We start from the raw sequence: 19,623 nt of genomic DNA on the forward strand, positions 1-19,623 counted from the left end.
ATTATAATATTACGAGTTTTTCAAATTTCTCAACCCGTTGATTTGTTAACGTTGATTTTACAGATATCTTATACACATATACTCCTTTTCCTAATTTATCCCCAAAATCATCTCTTCCGTTCCATTGAATATCCTCTCTATAACTTGTTTTTCCGGACAATGTTTGATTGTTTGTCCAGATCACTTTTCCGGACACAGTAAACACCTGAATTTGAACCTCTAAAACATCATTAATAGCACTAGAATGCTCAAACCAAAATTCGGTATGACTTACAAATGGGTTTGGATAATTAAGAACATTATTAAGTGTAAAACCCGAAGCATCAGCCACTACAAATTGAATTTCTTGAGTAGAAGAATTATTATAAACATCCCACCCTTTGAATGTAAGCGTATGCAATCCTGGTTCTAAATCTCTAAATTTAAAATTAACGATTCCCTTTGTAAAATCATCTATTTCCGTTTCATAAAAATCATTAAGAATAAATGGATTCGCTTCATCACCATCTAATATAGCAGAAATATCGTGACCGATACCACTCGCAGTATTTATACCATTCTCATCTTGTAATCTAGCAATAAGTATCGGAGAATCATTAGTTACACCACCAGAAACAAAACTTTCATCATTCATAAACAACTGAATTTGAGGACCTACATTATCTTCGGGAGCATTTTCATTAAGACCACCTACTAAAATTGTTTGATCAACTCCTGTTTGATTCTCTAGAACTCCATTTCTAGAAGCATAAAAACTTATTCTTCCAGTATCAACTGGAATACCTATATCTCTGGGCACTATAAACTCGAAAGTAAAAAGACCATTAGTAACAGATGCTTTCCCTCTAAATATAATCTCTCCTAACGTTTCATAATTTAACTTAATTATCTCACCAGCACTATTTCTAACATTATCATTAGCAAGCGTAACTCTATCTACTTCTTTATCATATATTGTAGTAGACAACACTCCATTATAGTCAGACAATAAAGTTCCTGATTCACTTACTACTTCTCCAGATATTTTTATTCTACTTAGTGCTTTAAGAGTATCAACTTCTTGTGTAATAGGAACATCATTAATGTTAGTTAAACGAATATTTGATTTAGGAATAGCCATTTTCATCGCAGGATCTCCAAAAAAGAAAACTACTCTTCTACTATTGGTAGTATATGAATTTTTTAATTGCCTTACAGCCTCCGCAATAGTCGGGTAATCAGAAGTATCCGGAAACAAAAATCCTGACAATCTATCATTAACCGAAATTCCGAAAGTTACAATTACATCTCTTGTCGTACTAATTAGACCTACTGCCCCACCACCGGTATTCCAATAGGTTAACTCCCCAGCAGAATCTCTACAAGGATTATCAAACTTAGTAAACTCGCAAGTAACCGTAATAAAAACGGGATACTTATTTGTATTTGCTAATTCGCTAGCATCCGATTTATTAAAAATAAATTCTTTTGCCAATCCATCTTCTCCACCATGTCCAAAATAATCAATAGCTACAGCTCCTTTTTCTATTGCATTAGAAATAGCTTCATTCACTTTAGGATACCTACTTCCGGATGCTGAAGATTCTTGTTCAAAAGCATCAGCGTATATTTTAGTAAGGTTTAAATAGGGTTTTCTTTGAACCAAATCATCGCCAAGCTCATCTAAATTTCTCTGGATAGTTTCTTCCCAATCAACATCAACATCATCTGCAATTAGTAGTACCGAATTTCTCCATCGTCCAAAGGACTGTTCATTATTATAGTCAATAATTTTAGTAACCATAGCATCTGCCAATTGTGGTGAATCAGCCAATACTCTGCCGACTGCAATATCTAATTGATCACTTGATAACATTTGTCCTTCTGCTGGATCCATAGATCCAAAAAAGTCATCTGTAGCAAAAGAACTTACTAAAGAAAAACTACTCAAACTCTGAAAAGTTGGAACTATATTGCTATCCGCACAATTTTCTCTTAACAATAAACCTTTATAATCAACTGATGCATCTCCAAAAAGACAAAGATATTTTAACCGCTCATTTGCATCAGAAGCATTATCGTATACATATCTCACTAAGTTTCGTATTGCCGCTATATCTTGTTTACCACTTCCAAATTCATGATAGATCTGATCAAGTGTTACTACCTTAACATTATAATTATTTAAAGTTCTATGATGATCAGCTAACCTATTTGCAGATTGTAATAAATCATTATTTGAAACTATTAAATAATCAACATCTTCAAACTGCCCTTGATTATTTAGAAATATAGTTCCTTTTATATCCTGATTATCAACTCTTGCAGTTTGATCTGATAGCGGGTCGTAATAATTTGTTGGCACAATTGCCACATATTGCCTTGTTTCGCCCATTGTGGCTTTAAAACTTAAGGTAGATGATGCATTACCATTAACAATACTACTTATTAATTCGGGGTTCGTTACATCCCATACTTGAGAAATACTAGACGCATTCGAAATATTATATTGTCCAATTCCTGCTAAGGTAGGCGCATCTTTATAGAAGAATGGCATTTGGGAATTAGTACCTATTAGCCCTCTGTTAGCCTCAAGACTTATAAAATCGAGATAACCTATTGCAGAAGGATTACCATTATTATTATAACTTAAACCAACTGTTACTTGGTCAGAACCAGAAGTAACATCCTGTGTAATATTCCTCGGAGAACCTAGAGATGTCCCTGAAATTTGCCCAAAACTTAAGATCCCAACCTGTCCACCATTAACAGTTATATTCATACTGGACACAGAAGTAGAAGTAGCTGCTCCATAAACTCTTAACTCAATAGGTTCTGACGAAATTAAATTTGGGAAGTCAAAATTATAATCCCTATTATTTTGGACATCAAAACGATCACCAAACCAACGCCTTCCAACTTTTACAATATTATATTCATCTATTTCATAAAATTGATAATCTGTAAATGAATTAATCTGAATATCTGCCGCAGCGGTAGGTTCATTATAATTAGATACACGCCTACTATTAGAGCCTCCTGATGTTACATAATAATATGACTTATCAGCGTACAAATTTAGATTCGTTATATTTTCCTCACTATATCCTTCTGTATTTTCACCATAGAATAAAATATAATCATCCCCAGAAAAATTACCATCTTCCCCTCCTATTATTTGTATCGCATTCTCTCTTAAATCAAACTCGGTATTTTCTTCATTTAATAAAGGCAGCATTCTTCCTCCATTACCATATATCTTTATCGTATTTGGATTAACCGAAGAAACATCCATACCTAAGCTACTTAAGAAAGCAGGTGTAACTTTAAAAACTCCCGTTTTATCAACATAAAATCGAAACCAATCTCCTGTTGCTAAAACAGAATTACTTATTGGAGCTCTTTTAGCATTTGCTCGGCTAGTTGTGGTTTGATAAACAATATCAAAAGAAACAACTTTTTTAAAAGCATTGCCATTTTTAACTATAGGTAAAAGACTAATAAAACCGGTTTTCTTATTTCTCGCTTTTATAGATTGAATATCATATGTAAGTTCGTTAGGAATTAAATTAACACTAAGATCTTTTAGATCTGCTCTGGAAATAGTTTTATAAACAACATTTTCAATTCTCGCAGTTCTTGAATTAATTTCTGCCGATTCTTCCCAAAATTTGGTATATCTGACTCCAATATCGTCTTGAAATTCAAAATTTTCTTCATCAAACCCCGGAACTGCGAAAGAAGTACTAGAAGTATTCATCTCTACATTTTTCCAGACAATATCAACATGTACTGTCTTCTGCGCCGAAATAAATGCAGAAATAAGTAAAGCGCAAAAAAATATAATTTTCTTCATCATAGCGTATAACGGGTTTAACACAGTTTTAGTGTTTTCCAAATTATGGTTTTTCTTCAAAAATAATAATAAACACCAAAATATTACGTTAAACCAAAGTCAATCGTAAAAACATAAATTTTTCGCGATTTGATATTATTTTAAAAATATTAGGGTAAATTTAACGTTAATTATTATATTGCAAGCCCTAATTTCTACTTTAACGAACTTAAAATTATGAAAAACGCGTTAGTTTTTAAGTCGCTAATGGCCCTTACCATTAGTATCTTACTGTTCAGCTGTAACAAGACAGATTATGGCAACAGTTCTAGAGCCACTGGCTGGAAATACAACTCCAAGGATGGTGGATTCCAAGTAAACACTAATTATAAAGAACAAGAAACAGGTCCAGGATTAGTTTTTGTTGAAGGTGGAACCTTCACCATGGGACGAGTTCAGGATGATGTGATGCATGACTGGAATAATACTCCGACACAACAACACGTACAATCCTTTTATATGGATGAGACTGAGGTTACCAATGTTATGTATCTAGAATATCTTGATTGGTTGAAAGGTGTTTATCCTCCAACCGAGCCAAAATATAAAAATATTTATCACGGAGCATTACCAGATACATTGGTTTGGAGAAACCGTCTAGGTTTTAACGAAATGATGACTAATAATTATCTTCGTCACCCAGCATATGCCAATTATCCAGTAGTTGGTGTTAACTGGATTCAAGCTGTTGAGTTCAGTAAATGGAGAACTGACCGTGTGAATGAAAGAATTCTTGAAGAAGAAAGAGTAATTAAAGAAAATGCACCTTTCGAAGATGTTTCTGCAGAAAGTACATTTAACACCGACACCTATTTAAACGCTCCTTCACAAACCTATGGAGGTAATGATGAAGCGACAAGAGGTGGAAAGAAATCGGAAGATTACGAAAAAAGAAATGACTCAACAGGTTTATATATCCAACGTAAAGACGGATTACTTTTACCGAAATATAGACTACCAACTGAAGCTGAGTGGGAATATGCTGCTTTAGGTTTAGTTGAACTTAGAAGTTACAACATCTACAGAGGTAGAAAGAAATATCCTTGGGATGGTCAATACACACGTTCTGGAAAAAGAAGAACGCGTGGAGATCAATTAGCTAACTTTAAGCAAGGTGATGGTGATTATGGTGGTATCGCAGGATGGAGTGATGATGGTGCTGATATTACTGCTCCGGTAGCATCTTATGATCCTAATGATTATGGTCTTTATGATATGGCGGGTAACGTTGCAGAATGGGTAGCTGATGTATACAGACCAATTGTGGATGATGAGTATAATGACTTTAACTACTATAGAGGTAACGTTTATACTAAAAACGCTATCAATCCTGACGGAACTGTTAAGATTGTTACTACAGATTCTATTATCTATGATACATTAAGTAATGGTAAAATTGTAGCAAGAGTATTACCAGGCGGCATTTTACAAACTCCTGTTGACGAAAATGAAACATATTTGAGAACTAACTTTACTCAAAGTGATAACCGTAACTTTAGAGATGGTGACAAAAGTTCTTCTAGATACTATGAAGGTTTCCAAGACGAAAACATTCCTAATAGAAGGATGTATAACTCTCCAATCCATAGTGTTGAGCCAAGTGCAGCCGATAGTACGAAACTAGACAGGAGGTATGATGAGTCTAGTAAGAGAACTACGATTGTAAGTGAAGAAGTAAGAGTATATAAAGGTGGTTCTTGGAAAGATAGAGCATATTGGTTAGATCCTGCACAGAGAAGATTCTTCCCTCAGGATATGGCTACCGATTATATTGGATTTAGAAACGCAATGTCACGTGTTGGTGAAAAAGCTAAAAACAAAAAGACACCAAAACATAGAGCACCAAGATAAATTAAAATTTATCAGTTCGTTATAAAATAAAGCCCTGTCAATATGTACAGGGCTTTTTAATACAACTATAATACATGGATATTACAAGGCTACATGAATTATTTTTAAAAAGTGATGGTATTTCCACCGATACTAGGAAAATCAAAAACAACAGTATCTTTTTTGCTTTAAAAGGCGGCAATTTTGATGGTAACACTTATGCCAAACAAGCCATTGATAAGGGTGCGTTATACGCTGTAATTGACGATGAAAAATTTGCTATATCAGATCAATATATACTAGTTAAAGACACGCTTAAAGCACTACAAAGTCTAGCTACACATCATCGAAAACATCTAAAAATTCCAATTATTGCACTCACAGGAAGCAATGGAAAAACCACGACTAAAGAGTTAATTAATTGTGTACTATCCGCTAACTACCAAACAACTGCTACTTTAGGAAATTTAAATAATCATATAGGTGTTCCTTTGACTCTATTGTCAATGAACGAAAATACCGAAATCGGAATTGTAGAGATGGGCGCAAATCATCAAAAGGAAATTGAATTCTTATGCAATATTGCTCTACCAGATTTCGGCTATATAACAAACATAGGAAAAGCACATCTGGAAGGATTCGGAAGCTTAGAAGGTGTATTAAAAGGCAAAACTGAGCTTTATCGACATCTAAAAAAATATAATAAAACTGTTTTTCTCAACACAGAAGACACTAAGCTTTCTAAAGCAGCAGAAGGAATCAAAGTATACACATTCTCTCAAAAACAAGAAAGTGATATCACCATACAACTAGATAACGTTGACCCGATGGTTAATGTATTATGCAAAAATCAAAACATCCACAGTAATTTAATAGGTGCGTATAATTTTACAAATATCTCAGCAGCCATCGCTATCGGTTTTTATTTTAAAATCAATCCTGAAAAAATCAAAACTGCAATTGAATCTTACATTCCATCTAATAATAGATCTCAAATAATTAATAAAGAAGAATTAACTATCATATTAGATGCCTATAACGCCAACCCATCAAGTATGAGTGTTGCCATAGACAATTTCCATAACTTAGATTACAACAACAAAACTGTATTTCTTGGTGACATGTTTGAACTTGGAGATTCTGCTGCTGCTGAACACGAAAAAATTGCGGAAAAAGCAACTAAAACATCTTTTGACACAATTTATTTAATCGGCAATAACTTTTTCGAAACATCTATAAAGGATGTCCGGATAAGAAAATACAGATCTTTTGAAACATTAAAGGAAAATGAATCTTTTTCCGATATTAAAGATGCTATTTTAATCAAAGGATCCCGCGGAATGCAACTCGAACGTATTCTTGATATAATCAAATAAAAGAATAACGTTATATTATTTGTTATTCACATACACTTCTAGATTATCTAGAGATTCTTTTATTGATTTTCGGAACGATCTCTTCATAACTAAATGCAACATGATTTTTTTTAAAACTGACCTTGCTTCTGGATACAATTCCAGAAGTAATTTACAAGAGTTTTGAGAAGTAGGAACAAGTATATAAAATTGATACATCCCATCAATTATCGGAATATCAGTAGTATGCTCTCCGTAAATCAATTTATCAGGTTCTACAGCTTTTGTTACGGTAGTAAAATTTAATCGTTTCCCATCTATAACACAAACATGTTCTGTACCTAAACGAGTTACTTCGTCTGGATTGTAAACAAATTCATTAACTCCTTTTACCCAATGATGTCGATAACTATAATTAGTAATGTACTCTAACAATTCTTCTGCGGAAACATGGTATTCTTTTTGAAACTCCAATACTGGAGATTTATCAAAATGTACCTCATATGGGGTTTCATATGAAGTAAGCTTTAAATTTTCTTTATCTATCTCTGAAAACAAATATTTAATGTTTTTCTCATCATAAACATCCTCATATTTCGAAAAATTAAACAGTTGGCTTTTATATTTATTAGAAATCCCAATCACTTTAGACAAGTCTTCACTTAACAAAGCATAATTATTACTAGAAATCGAATTCTTAAGTAATCTATGTGCCTCTATCACTATCTGCCCAAAAGGCTTTCGTTTACCTTGAACCGTTATGAATTGTAATTCTCCAGAATGTGCAATAATTTTTAATTGAAGATCTGGTGCTGTTGCACACGCATTACATGGGCAGATTCTATTTTTTTCTAACACCTTAAGATGACTATAAAAAGAAGTAAACATTGTTTCTATCTGCGCCAATAACTTCTCCTGAGAAAGAACCACGCCCTCTTTATAAAAAAAAAGTGCATCTCCTTCAACTTCGGCTAACTTTAAATTTTGAGTATTAGCCTTAATCAAAACCTCTAACAACTCTGCAATCACATGTTGACTGTGCTCTATTTCTGTATTTTGAACAAATTTTGTATATCCAGATATATCTGGTATAAATAATAAAGATTCAGCCATTAAACATAGTTTTATGCTAGTATTTACTAAATCTAATAATTTCCTTCTAAGGCGTAGCGGTTTTATAAATTATTTAGGAAAATAAAGTAATACGAAATATCAGGTTTTACAAGGAACTTTAGAAAAATATCTGGTTTACTATTGAGATTCTTTAGAATATAAATGCACATCTCTTTGCGGAAATGGTATTGAGATATCATTAGATTCAAGTCTTTTTTTAGCTTCCTCCATAGTATAAAAATGAACAGTCCAAAAATCATCATTAAGTGCCCAAAAACGCAAAGATAAGGTCACAGCACTATCTCCTAGTTCAGAAACAAATATCTCGGGAGCTGGATCTTTAATAACCTTTTCCTGACCATTGATTAAATCCAATAGAATTTCTTTTGCATCTTTGATATTACTATCATAAGAAACCCCTATCTCTATCTTACCTCTTCTTTTATCCTCTGCCGAGTAATTAATTATATTACCGTTAGATATCTTACCATTTGGTATTACTGCCAATTGATTTCCAAAAGTATTTACCTTAGTAGTAAATATGGAAATTTCCTTAACAGTACCCGAAATGCCTTGTGCTTCTATAAAGTCCCCAATCTTAAAAGGTTTAAAGAACAAAATAAGAACTCCACCCGCAAAATTAGACAAAGATCCTTGCAATGCTAGACCAATAGCTAATCCAGCCGCTCCTAATATTGCAACAAGAGAAGAAGTTTGAACACCTAATTGTGTTACCACTAATACTATAAGCAAAATCTTGAGACCTATATTTATCAGATCATATAAGAACTTTTCTAATGTTTCATCATAATCCTTCTTTTGAAAAAATTTACGAAGTGCTTTACTAAAAATATTAATAATCCAAATCCCTACCAGAAATATAATAATTGCCGAAATTAATCCTGGTAAAAAATCCCAAATCCAAGTTACAAATTGCTCCCAATTTTCCTTCGTAAGCCCTAATTTCTCCATTTTATTTTAACGTAATTTATTATTATTCAAAAATAATTGTTCTTTACTAAAGTTTAGCTTATAACTTTCATAACTTTTTTCTCTATTTAACGATTTTTTTTAATTTGAGACATTGCTTAACGTAGAATAATTTTGAACATTTTAGTATAAGATAATGACCTAATCAAGTCAAAATTAAATTTCAAATTTTCACCTAATCTACAAAACCAACTCATAAATAACACTTTAAATTACCTACAAAAAATGATCTTTTCGTCCTTCTTGGATTCAACATTTGATTAAAAAACAATAAATATAAAAATTTTAACTACCATATTACCAAACTCCATCTATCTCCACTTGTTTTTAATCAAATATTATTTTCAATCTAACAAACTGCTAAAATTCTATTTCCTTAATCCTTATTTTATTGCAGATTCCAGATGCTACGGTACAATATTTATTTCCCATTTTATAGCTTTCAATTTGCCATTCATTATTATTATATATTACATATTTATCTTTTATTTTAATGTCTAAAAGCGGGATACCTAAACCTTTTCCGATTGCTTTGGATACAGCTTCTTTAATGGTCCAAAATTCATAAAACTTAGAAGTCCCATCTGCATTTATTCTTAGCATTTCATCGGGATTAAAAACAGTATCGAACATTGTTACGTCAAGATCATTTATCTCCTCAATGTCAACTCCTATACTTTGTTTACTAAAAGCACATACAGCAGTATTTCCGCTATGCGAAATATTAAAATGTATATTGCTATCTTTTATGTATGGTTTCCCATAAGAGTCCTTAAGAAATCTACTGAATTCTAAAGGACTTCCACAGAATAGATAATGACCAAGATACACCAAGAGCTTGCCTAGCAAACAATTATACCTATCTTGCCATCTTCTAAACTTAAACACCTCATTCTGAAGTTTTTTTGGTAAAATATTCAGATAGTAATTCCAAATTTCGGGATCAAATTTTTCAGTAAAGGTATGATATAAAAGATAGGATTCATCTACCTCAATATTTGTTGGAGTATACATGTTCTGGTCACTAAACATTATAGTTTGTGACAAATTTTGCGCACTAATAATATGATTTTCCATATTCTATTATTTTAGTTCACTATTATAGTTCTGGTTTATGCAACCGTTTTTGTTATGAAACAAAGGTATTATTGACAGCTATTAAACATAGCTCTAATATTTAGTTTCATCGAAATACTGTTTTGATATAGCACTAACTGATATCAGAAATTTGTGGAGATTAAACCTGTTTTTATATACAGATTTAGATTCTGATTCTATTTAACTCAGTTAGGAATATTGATTTGGACCGATATATTGGTAATTCCCTTCAATCTTACCGTCTTTTATAAAGTCTCTCTCTTTTTCAATTCTTTTTGTTATCGAAACAAGGTCTTGTAAACTATTGCTATTAATAAGTCCGTTTAGAATTCTCTTTAAAAGTTTTATTACTTTTTTCCGCAACTCAGCTGTGCCGAATTGATCTTTGGATTTTTGCAAACTCAAGTAGAGAAAATTTAAACTCCACATCAAACAGGTTAACCTTGAAGATGTTGACTTATCTAAATCAATGTTTTTTATTTTTATAAAATCACCTTTATCATCAGTCAACACCGAAAATTCTTTTCCTAATATATTTATTACATCCTTATCTATTAGTAAGGTATCTGTTACTTGTCCCTCTAAAAAGTAGTTGGAAGAGAGTTCTAAATTGTTATTCATTATTATTATTTGATTTAGAAACCGGTTTATACTTTTTTTCATTTTTTCACTTGATATATTCGATTTTAAGAATATATCATTATACTCTTATATTAATTTTCTAATTAACCATATACTCTAACCCTTGCTATTCTTTAGTGATTATCTAATGTTGGTTCACTCAAAAAAGAAAGATTTGACTTTACAAAAAAGTAATTATCATCTTTTCTCCTTTCTTTCAAATTGTATTTATCCATGATTTTATTTTTTGATTCCGCTATTCTATTTTCTTTTTTCATGTTTTTCAGATATTTTTTTAGTTTTAATTATTATTTCTAATAACTATTTTAACAATCAAGTCTTTTATCTTTTTTTGATCACTAAAGCTTTAGGCACCATTTTTAAAATACAGGACTTACAACTAGTTAATGTATTTCATGAAGTTTCGAACCACATGAAATCATCGTTTTATTAATCTTAACATAACTATAATGAAATTAAAAAAATAGAGAAAAGTCGTAAGACAGTACATTATAATTGAATTCAATTTATTTGTATACGAAGTTGATTTTAAGTTTCTTTTAAATCACTTTACAAAACCATTGCACTTAAAATTCTTTACTTCGCATTTTAAGGAATATTAGATTACTTAATTTATACCCGAAAAAGAATAAAATGGAGATATTTATTGCATTAAAAACTGGAAGAAGAATAACTATTAATATTTCTGAAAACCCTAAATTATTAAGAGCTTCATTTAAATAGTACACCCTTTCTTTAAGCAGGAAAAACACTATTGAAAAAGCTAATATTTCTAAAATGAATACTTTAAAAAAAACTTTATTCCTATCGATTACAAATTGAGCAATAAAACCAATTAAAATAGTACTTATTAGTATCAAATTATAGTTATTAAAAACAAACTGTGGTATCAAAGCTACCACGTATGGCAAGTAATTGAGTGTTTTTTTCATTATTGAAAAGATATTATGTTGTTAATGTTCTTTAATCTATTTGGATTATTTTCGAATTGCGTTTCTTTATACGTTCCTTTTCTCCAGGATTTCAATTGATCTTTATAATGAACAGAATTGACTTTTCCACTTTGTCCTCCAGCAAGAATAGTATATGATTTTACATTTCCCTTTTTCATTGAGTACACAGATCTAAAAACTGGATGAATTTTTTTCGTATTTAAGTTGATTGTATTAATATTACCTCCTACATTATTTATTTCTTGTCCAAATCCAGGAATATGTAGCATATTTTTAATTTTAAAAGAAGAAATGTCCTTGTATGTCTTTTCTTTCCACTTATCTTCAAAATGTAATTTTAAAACAGAATCGCTTTCTCTTAGAATAGTATTCAAAATTTCGTTTTTATTCCTACTTCCCGCAATTACGTATTTATCATCTTTTAAATACTTTAAAAAGTACTTAAATGCAGGTGCTCTATTCACTTTTAACTGTTCTATTGCAAAATTCTTAGCTTCGATTTCTGTTAACAATCTAATTGTCTCATACACCATAGCCGCAGTACTATTTGGTTTCATCTTACCATCCCAAGCTTGTAAAAATGTGACAAGCTCTTTATAATCTTCATCTATTCGATATTTATCTAGAAGTTCTTTAAATTCAATAAAAGAGAAATCCACATCATCTAACTGCATTTTTTGAATACTTTCCAGTTCCCATTGATTATTTTCTTCTAATAAGTTATACATTCGTTTCACTCTATAATCGTCTTTTACACCATGATGGCCGAAATATATTTCACTTTGTATGGGTTGCTGATTTGCTGAAAACAGGAATTTTTCATCTGGATTATAATTATACCAGAGTGTATCAAGATTCTTTTTAGGAATATATTTCAATGATCCATCTATTACTCCCCCTTGATAACCGCTATCTCTTTGCGGTAATTTTCCCGCACATATTATTCCTATATTGTCATTAACATCGCTATAAATGAAGTTTTGAGGCGGATACCCATAATCCTTCAAAGCTCCTTTAAAATCATCCCAATTTTCACCATTCATCATCTTATACATTGCCTCTACTGAATAACTTTTATTAGAAGCATACCAACGCTGGGCATAATACCCTGTTTCTTCTTTTAATACTTTGCCATGAACCGTACTCTTTTCCGTAATTATATGCTTATACCCTCCTTTTAGTTTTATAACATATTCTTTTTCATCAAAAGGAACCCAATTGTTCTCATAATAGTATAAACTATCATTCTTAACTTTCAATTTATACCTATCTACCAAATCCCATTCGCCATTTGTAATACCCCAAGATATTAAATCATTATGTCCACTTACAATGACCGGTACGCCTGGAATAGAAAAACCATAAACGTTTAAACTTTCGGAGATCAGGTGTGTCTCATAGAACGCCTCTGGCAACGATAAAAACAAGTGAGGATCATTTGCTATTAACGTTGTATTCTCTTTAGTTTTATGCTTATTAACCGCCCAGTTATTACTTCCTATTCCTGTATGGAACTTATTAGAATTTATTAAATGATCCCCTAAGTTTATATTTGAACTTTGTCTGATAGTTTGTTTTGATTCGGCTATTGCCTCCTCCAACATATTTAGCTCATTCTTTTTTACATCTTTATTTAATGAAGGTAAAATGGTTTTTAAATCTTTAGGCTGTAAAGGATAAAAATAGTTCTTTACATCCTCCGAAAGTTCGGCAATGACTTCCTGCTGCTCGATATGATGATCAAAATACGTTAAAGACCAACTCATATACCAAGTTGCTAGCAAAGTATATTCAGGTTTCCATTCTCTTGGTTTTTCTCCAATTGCTTTATAAAAAGGGTCTGTATTTTCATTATTATCTAAATACGTATTCACTCCCTTTGAATATGCTAGAAGATATTTATAAAATTCTGGAGATTTTCGTCTATAATCTTCTAATAATTCTTCTGATTTACGTTCAAACTCGTAGGGTTTCCAAAATGTATCCACTTTTAAAGTTTGTTCCGACATTATCTCAGATAATCTTCCTTGTACTGTTCTGGTGATTACTTCCATTTGAAGATATCGATTCTGGGCATGCATATACCCTAAGCCAAACGCAACATCATTCTGAGTAGTTCCATAAATATGAGGAATACCAATACTATCAACATAAATTTTGGGCTTATAATAACCTTTAAGTTTCTGAATTCCATTTTCATCTAGAGGAACTGATAGTAATCCTGTTCTATACGTTAAAAGCTCTCCAACTGAGTTCAATGGCTTAAACTTACTGCTAGTAAAAAATATCCATGCAAGACATATCACTAGTATAAGTGATGTTTTGATTAGTTTCATTTGTAAAAATTAAAAGTTGTTAGGAAATAAGATTGTAAACCAGTTTTGGCTTAGAATAAAAAGATTACGTATAAAACCTATTAAATAAAAAATCCGTAATTAAAAATTTATTATTTAAAGAAAATACAGGCGTTAAAGCTCTTCCAAGGTTTTAATTTGAATACTAAATTAATTTTAAATTTCTTGAAGAATAGGGTCTAGTTTCGTTTTGTTTATTTCAATTAACCGACCAAACTCCATTTTTAATAAATGATCTGCCAAATTAAAGTATTTATCATCATGCGTAATAGCTATAATTGTTTTGTCTTGTATTTTTGAGAGTTCTGGAATAATTTCAGTATAAAACTTGTGTCTAAAATGCGGATCCTGATCTGCAGCCCATTCATCAAGCACAATAATTGGTCGATCTTCTAATAATGAGCTAATCAATGCTAAACGTTTACGCTGACCTGTAGACAAATCAATTGTAGAAAATTTTCCATCTATTAAACTGACTTTATCTTCTAATTCAAACATCTTAAGATAATAGCAAACTTTCTTCTCCTCTACATTATTAATCCCATAAAATTCATCAAATAAATAAAAGTCACTGAAAATGGGGGAGAACATTTCTTTAATTTCTTCTATCCTTTCTAAAGGAATCAATTCATTATCTATATAAGCTCTTCCTTCATCTATATCATACAATTTTAAGATGGTATTAATAAATGTAGTTTTACCAGCTCCATTTCCTCCCTGAATAAATACAACATCATTTCTTTTTATATTTAAACTAATAGGGCCAACTGAAAATTTATTTTCTCCATAGGAAAAAGAGTAATCTTTAAGTTCTAATTTATTAAAATTGCGATATTTTATTTTGTCTTCTTCTTTAATTTGGTAATCAAACTTTACATTTTGTAGTTCCTTTTTTAGTTTATTCATTTTTTGTAATGAAATCCGTGCCCTAGTTATAGATGGCATAACCGTCATTACAGTAACTAAAGGGCCTAAGAGGTATAACAAAACTAATACAAAACTAATTGTTACATCTAATGTTACATTTAACATATTATTCGCGTACAAAAGGATAAATGTAATTAGGCCATAAAATAATAACTGACTTATAATTTCGCTATTCAAATATTGTATAAAGGCTTTTACATATGTCTTTTTTCCTGTATTCATTAATTTAACAAGCTTTCCTTTGTAAATATCATTGCCTTTATCTTTATTGATATTTATTTCTTTGGAACCATTTAATATACTATTAAATACATTTATAAAACCTCGTTCTAACTCTCGAACTGTTTTTAATTGTAAGTTACTTTTCTTAGATCTAATCATATACACAAAAATTCCAATTAAAATAACTCCAAGACTTAAACCAAATAGGCTTAATGATAAATATGCCATGTAAACTAAACAAGAAATAATCAACACAACAGATGAGAAAAATGTTATTACTATTACAGAAGCGTTTGTTATATTATTTACATCTGTTGTTAATGTAGAATATACTTCATCTTTATATTGCTGTAATTTTAAGTAAGGAGCTTTAAGAACTAATTTAATTATATCCTGTCTTGTCTGCCAAAAAATTTTTTGTGACAAATTAATAACACCTGCAGATAGTAACCTTCTTGTTACAAAAAAAACAACTATTGCTGCCAAAAACATATACTCATAGTTATTATTTTTTACTAAGCCTTCATTTAAGGAATCGCTAATTACTTTATTAATAATTGTTATAAAAGCGAAGCCTGATAAACCGGATACTATAGCTAAAAGAGAATAACCTACAATAAACCTTATAGGTACCAATCTTCTATTATTACTTTTTAAATTTTTATTTTTCATCTTTAACATAATTCTGTTATTTATCCAGTTAAATGATTATTATATCGTTGTAAGCAGGTTACACCTAATTCTCTTGTAATTGATTAGATAAACAGCTACAAGAGATTTTTGATTTTCATATAGATAGCCCTAAGAAATATTATATCTAAATACTTAGTGTTTTTTACTGCCTATATAGAAGTGAGATTAAGCAAAGACAGCTTGCTTGTAACTCTGTTTAATTAATTGAGATAATTTAGTCTCGTGATTGTGAATAAAAAAGTGATTTCCAGACAAAATTTCATAATCAAAATGTCCTTTTGTAAACGTACTCCAATTCTCTATTTGTGAAACATTTTCTTCTTCTTCACCCATAATTGCACTAATATTAGTACTTAACAAGAGTCCTTCTTCTGAATATCTATTTTTTTCTAAAACTTCAAAATCAGCACGCATAATTGGACTAAAAAAATCATAAAGCTCATCATTATCTAAAATTTCATTAGGCACCCCTCCTAATTTTTTTAATTCTTCTTTAAACTTCAAATCTTCCATTAGATATCTATTCACTGCATCTTTATACATTCCTGGACCAGCGTTACCAGAAACTATTAGTGTATTTGGAGCATCACCAATTTCTTCCATTTTTTTGGTCACTGATAAGCCTAAAGTAGCTCCCATACTATGTCCATAAATCAAATAGGGCATATCATTTCTGCGCTTTATTATCTGTTTAAAATAATCATTGATTGTTGCTGTTTTTTCTAATAGAAAGCTTTCCTTATTTCTTTTTCCTCTACCTGGTAGTTCAAGAGGAATAAAATCAAAATCCGAATCGAGATGATTTTTCAAAAAATCAAAAGAATAGCAACTCCCTCCTGCAAAATGCAACAGAAACAATTGAGGTTTACTTTGTTTATGCATAACTTTATTTTTAATATTTTATATTATTCATGTTAATGATTATTAACTACCTCAAAAAAACTGAGTAGCACAACAATGTATCTTACATAATTACAACACTTTAATTAACTCTTCTTTTTTCATCCTCGTTACCAAACTTTCTGTTTCTTACTTTTATTTTTTTATTTCCAAAACTATATACCAATGACATTCTGAAATATCTATTGCTAGGTCTACTTACATAATTCTGTCTGATTCCGTTTATTTCGGAAATCATTGTACGAGGACTGGTATCAAAAATATCATATACTCCCGCCGACACTTGAAGGCTTTTTTGTAGTAAGCTAAACTTTAGAATAAAATCTAATTTGTAACTTTCACTATTATCAAATAGATTTTTCTTGAAAGGAGAACTGTACCAATAATTCAATTGCGCTTTGATGGTTTTTGATTTATTTAAAGAAAAAGTATTATTGGTTGCAAAATAAAAACGAAATCCATTTTGTACTTGTGCATTTACATTTTCATTAAAGAATTCTGATTCTGAGTTTATTAAATAAAGGGTGTTTTGACTTGACCACCATTGAAATGCTGAAAAAGTATAAAACTGTGATAATCCATAGTTATAATTGGTGAAAAAATTCTGATAATTGATAACTTGATTATTCGTTTCATTATCTACAGATGGAATCACTCCAATACCATCTTTTTCAACACTAAAAAACAGACCTGTAGATGACTTTCCTTTATAGGTATGAGTTAACTCAAAATTATCTGTAAACGATGGTTGCAAAAATGGATTCCCTTCAGAAAAGGTATTACTGTTAATAAAAAAACGTGCAGGATTTAACTGTGAGTAACTTGGCCGATTAATTCTTCTACCATAATTCATAGAAAAAGAATTGCTTTGATTCATCTTATAAGACATATAAAAGGTTGGAAATAATTGGACATAATCATTGTTATTAACTTGATTTAAAGTCCTAGAAAACCCTTCAGTTTGTGTACTTTCCAGTCTTAATCCCAGTTGACCTTCCCATTTTTTACCTAATTTTTTAGATGCGTTTACGTATACCGCTTGTGTATTTTCGTCATACTCAAATTTATCTGATTGTTGAGGGTCTAATATTGGTTCTCCGGTAATGGTATTAAAAAAGCTAGTATCATACTTACTATTAAGTATACTCACCTTACCTCCATAAGACAAATTAAGTTTTTGCAAAGGGTGTTCAATATCCAATTTTCCACTATAATTTTTAATGTTCTGATTAGTTGTATTATTCGCAGAGAAATTAACCCCCAAAAGCTCGTTATTTGGGAGTACACTTTCAGTTACTATTGTTCTATCCTTATCTGAATTATATTCGAAATAATCTAAATCCACACTAATGCTTCTACCTAAAGTATCTAATTTGGATCTATAGTGTATGTTTGCAGAATGATTGTATAAGGATCTGTCATTAGAACCATCACTTATCAAAAGTGAATCTACAGTATTCTGGTTATTAAAAATCTCTGCGCTGGCAGTATCTGAAACATCCGGATCACCTACTTTACCCAGGTATTGAAATCCTAATGTCGAATTTTCGGTTAACTCATAATCAAACATTAATCTACCCGATAAATCTTTTGATTGTCTTTTTTGATTTGTATTGATTACCCAAGGACCATCTGTATAGAATATTTCAGCCTCCTGATCAACATCAATATCTCCAAGACTTGCATTTAAACTGAAAAGGAATTTCGTTTTGTTTTTTTGAAACGTAAAGTTATTTCTAAGAACATGTACAGGAAATAAAGCCTGTGTATATGTTAAAGATGTAGAATTATTCCAAGCATCTCTTAATCCCTTTTTATATACAATATTAATAAGGCCTGCATTTCCTCCCGCTTCATACTTTGCTGGAGGATTGGTTATTATCTCTATTTTTTTGATATCGCCAGCTGGAATCGAATTTAAAAAACTAATCAACTCTTCTCCCGAAAGTTGGATAATCCGATCATCCACCATCACTCTCATTCCACTTTTTCCTATCATCGTTATTTGGTCATCATCTACGGCAATTCCAGGAGCTACACTAAGTGCATCTAAAGCATCTCCTCCACTAGTTCCAATATTGTTTTCTACGTTAAAAACCAGTCTATCTACTTTCCTCTCAACTATTTTCTTCTTGGAAACAATAACTATTTCATCAAGCTCATTTTTTTCTTCAGATAAAATAATATCCTCTAAGACAGTATTATCCATAATAGAAACTTCTTTATAAAAACTTTCATATCCTATGAACGAAACAGAAAGTTTATACACACCTGTTTTTACTGTAATCAAAAAATTCCCATTATCATCTGTGATTCCACCATTTACTATCTTATCTGAAGTATCTTTCAAAATCACATTGGCAAATGGAATAGGGTTTGATTCATCAAATACTTTACCTTTTAATTCTACTTGAGAAACGGATATAAATGGCACAAGTAAGATTAGTAAAATTCTTATTTTTTTCATTGTTACTTTTTTTATTATTACTTTTTGTATTGTTACTTTTTTTATGGCTACCAATTCTATGTCTATTTCAATACTCCTTCTTTCATCATTTAATTTATATTATTACTTATAATTTTGATGATTTACCTATAGAAAAAGAATATTTTGAAAATATTAGACATTAATAAATGCTTTGGATAGGTTTTAAAAACGATTACTTATTATT

Annotated in this window: 12 protein-coding genes; 2 read left to right on the forward strand and 10 right to left on the reverse strand. The window is 30.7% G+C overall.

Annotated elements, in window-relative coordinates:
• Position 1: 1 nt before the first annotated feature.
• Positions 2-3,838, reverse strand: coding sequence for a type IX secretion system sortase PorU (gene porU, locus H526_RS0108780; protein WP_245591196.1), 3,837 nt, complete (start codon positions 3,836-3,838; stop codon positions 2-4).
• A gap of 213 nt (positions 3,839-4,051) precedes the next feature.
• Here porU and gldJ point away from each other — a divergent pair, with 213 nt between their 5' ends.
• Both gldJ and H526_RS0108790 read left to right on the forward strand, forming a co-directional pair.
• Positions 4,052-5,725 carry a gliding motility lipoprotein GldJ gene (gene gldJ, locus H526_RS0108785; protein WP_027392664.1) on the forward strand — a complete coding sequence of 558 codons (1,674 nt, stop codon included), beginning with the start codon at positions 4,052-4,054 and terminating at the stop codon, positions 5,723-5,725.
• A gap of 74 nt (positions 5,726-5,799) precedes the next feature.
• Positions 5,800-7,080: a UDP-N-acetylmuramoyl-tripeptide--D-alanyl-D-alanine ligase gene (locus H526_RS0108790; protein WP_027392665.1), complete on the forward strand. Its 1,281-nt coding sequence runs from the start codon at positions 5,800-5,802 to the stop codon at positions 7,078-7,080.
• A 15-nt stretch (positions 7,081-7,095) separates the two neighbouring features.
• Here the strand turns inward: H526_RS0108790 and H526_RS0108795 are convergent, their stop codons facing one another.
• The 9 genes from H526_RS0108795 to H526_RS0108840 form a co-directional block, all read right to left on the reverse strand.
• Complete coding sequence (locus H526_RS0108795; protein WP_027392666.1) at positions 7,096-8,172, reverse strand: DUF2652 domain-containing protein; 1,077 nt, start codon at positions 8,170-8,172, stop codon at positions 7,096-7,098.
• Between the two features lie 138 nt (positions 8,173-8,310).
• Positions 8,311-9,144: a mechanosensitive ion channel family protein gene (locus tag H526_RS0108800; RefSeq protein ID WP_027392667.1), complete on the reverse strand. Its 834-nt coding sequence runs from the start codon at positions 9,142-9,144 to the stop codon at positions 8,311-8,313.
• Between the two features lie 378 nt (positions 9,145-9,522).
• Positions 9,523-10,239 carry a 4'-phosphopantetheinyl transferase family protein gene (locus H526_RS0108805; protein ID WP_027392668.1) on the reverse strand — a complete coding sequence of 239 codons (717 nt, stop codon included), beginning with the start codon at positions 10,237-10,239 and terminating at the stop codon, positions 9,523-9,525.
• Between the two features lie 210 nt (positions 10,240-10,449).
• A complete protein-coding gene (locus H526_RS0108810) occupies positions 10,450-10,881 on the reverse strand; it encodes a hypothetical protein (RefSeq protein WP_027392669.1) in 432 nt (143 codons plus the stop codon).
• Between the two features lie 587 nt (positions 10,882-11,468).
• On the reverse strand, positions 11,469-11,834 hold the full coding sequence (locus tag H526_RS32075; RefSeq protein WP_027392670.1) for a hypothetical protein: 366 nt from the start codon (positions 11,832-11,834) through the stop codon (positions 11,469-11,471).
• Positions 11,834-14,191 carry a penicillin acylase family protein gene (locus H526_RS0108825; protein WP_035084957.1) on the reverse strand — a complete coding sequence of 786 codons (2,358 nt, stop codon included), beginning with the start codon at positions 14,189-14,191 and terminating at the stop codon, positions 11,834-11,836. Before H526_RS0108825 ends, H526_RS32075 begins: the two co-directional genes overlap by 1 nt.
• 174 nt (positions 14,192-14,365) lie before the next feature.
• The gene (locus H526_RS0108830) at positions 14,366-16,030 is read right to left on the reverse strand and encodes a cyclic peptide export ABC transporter (RefSeq protein ID WP_027392672.1); all 1,665 of its coding nucleotides are present in this window, start codon (positions 16,028-16,030) and stop codon (positions 14,366-14,368) included.
• A 186-nt stretch (positions 16,031-16,216) separates the two neighbouring features.
• The gene (locus H526_RS0108835) at positions 16,217-16,933 is read right to left on the reverse strand and encodes a thioesterase II family protein (protein ID WP_027392673.1); all 717 of its coding nucleotides are present in this window, start codon (positions 16,931-16,933) and stop codon (positions 16,217-16,219) included.
• Positions 16,934-17,033: 100 nt separating this feature from the next.
• Positions 17,034-19,418 (reverse strand): TonB-dependent receptor, encoded by a 2,385-nt coding sequence (locus H526_RS0108840; protein WP_027392674.1) that lies wholly within the window; start codon positions 19,416-19,418, stop codon positions 17,034-17,036.
• Between the last annotated feature and the right edge of the window lie 205 nt (positions 19,419-19,623).

Source organism: Aquimarina latercula DSM 2041 (genome assembly GCF_000430645.1).
GTDB classification, from domain to species: Bacteria; Bacteroidota; Bacteroidia; order Flavobacteriales; family Flavobacteriaceae; genus Aquimarina; species Aquimarina latercula.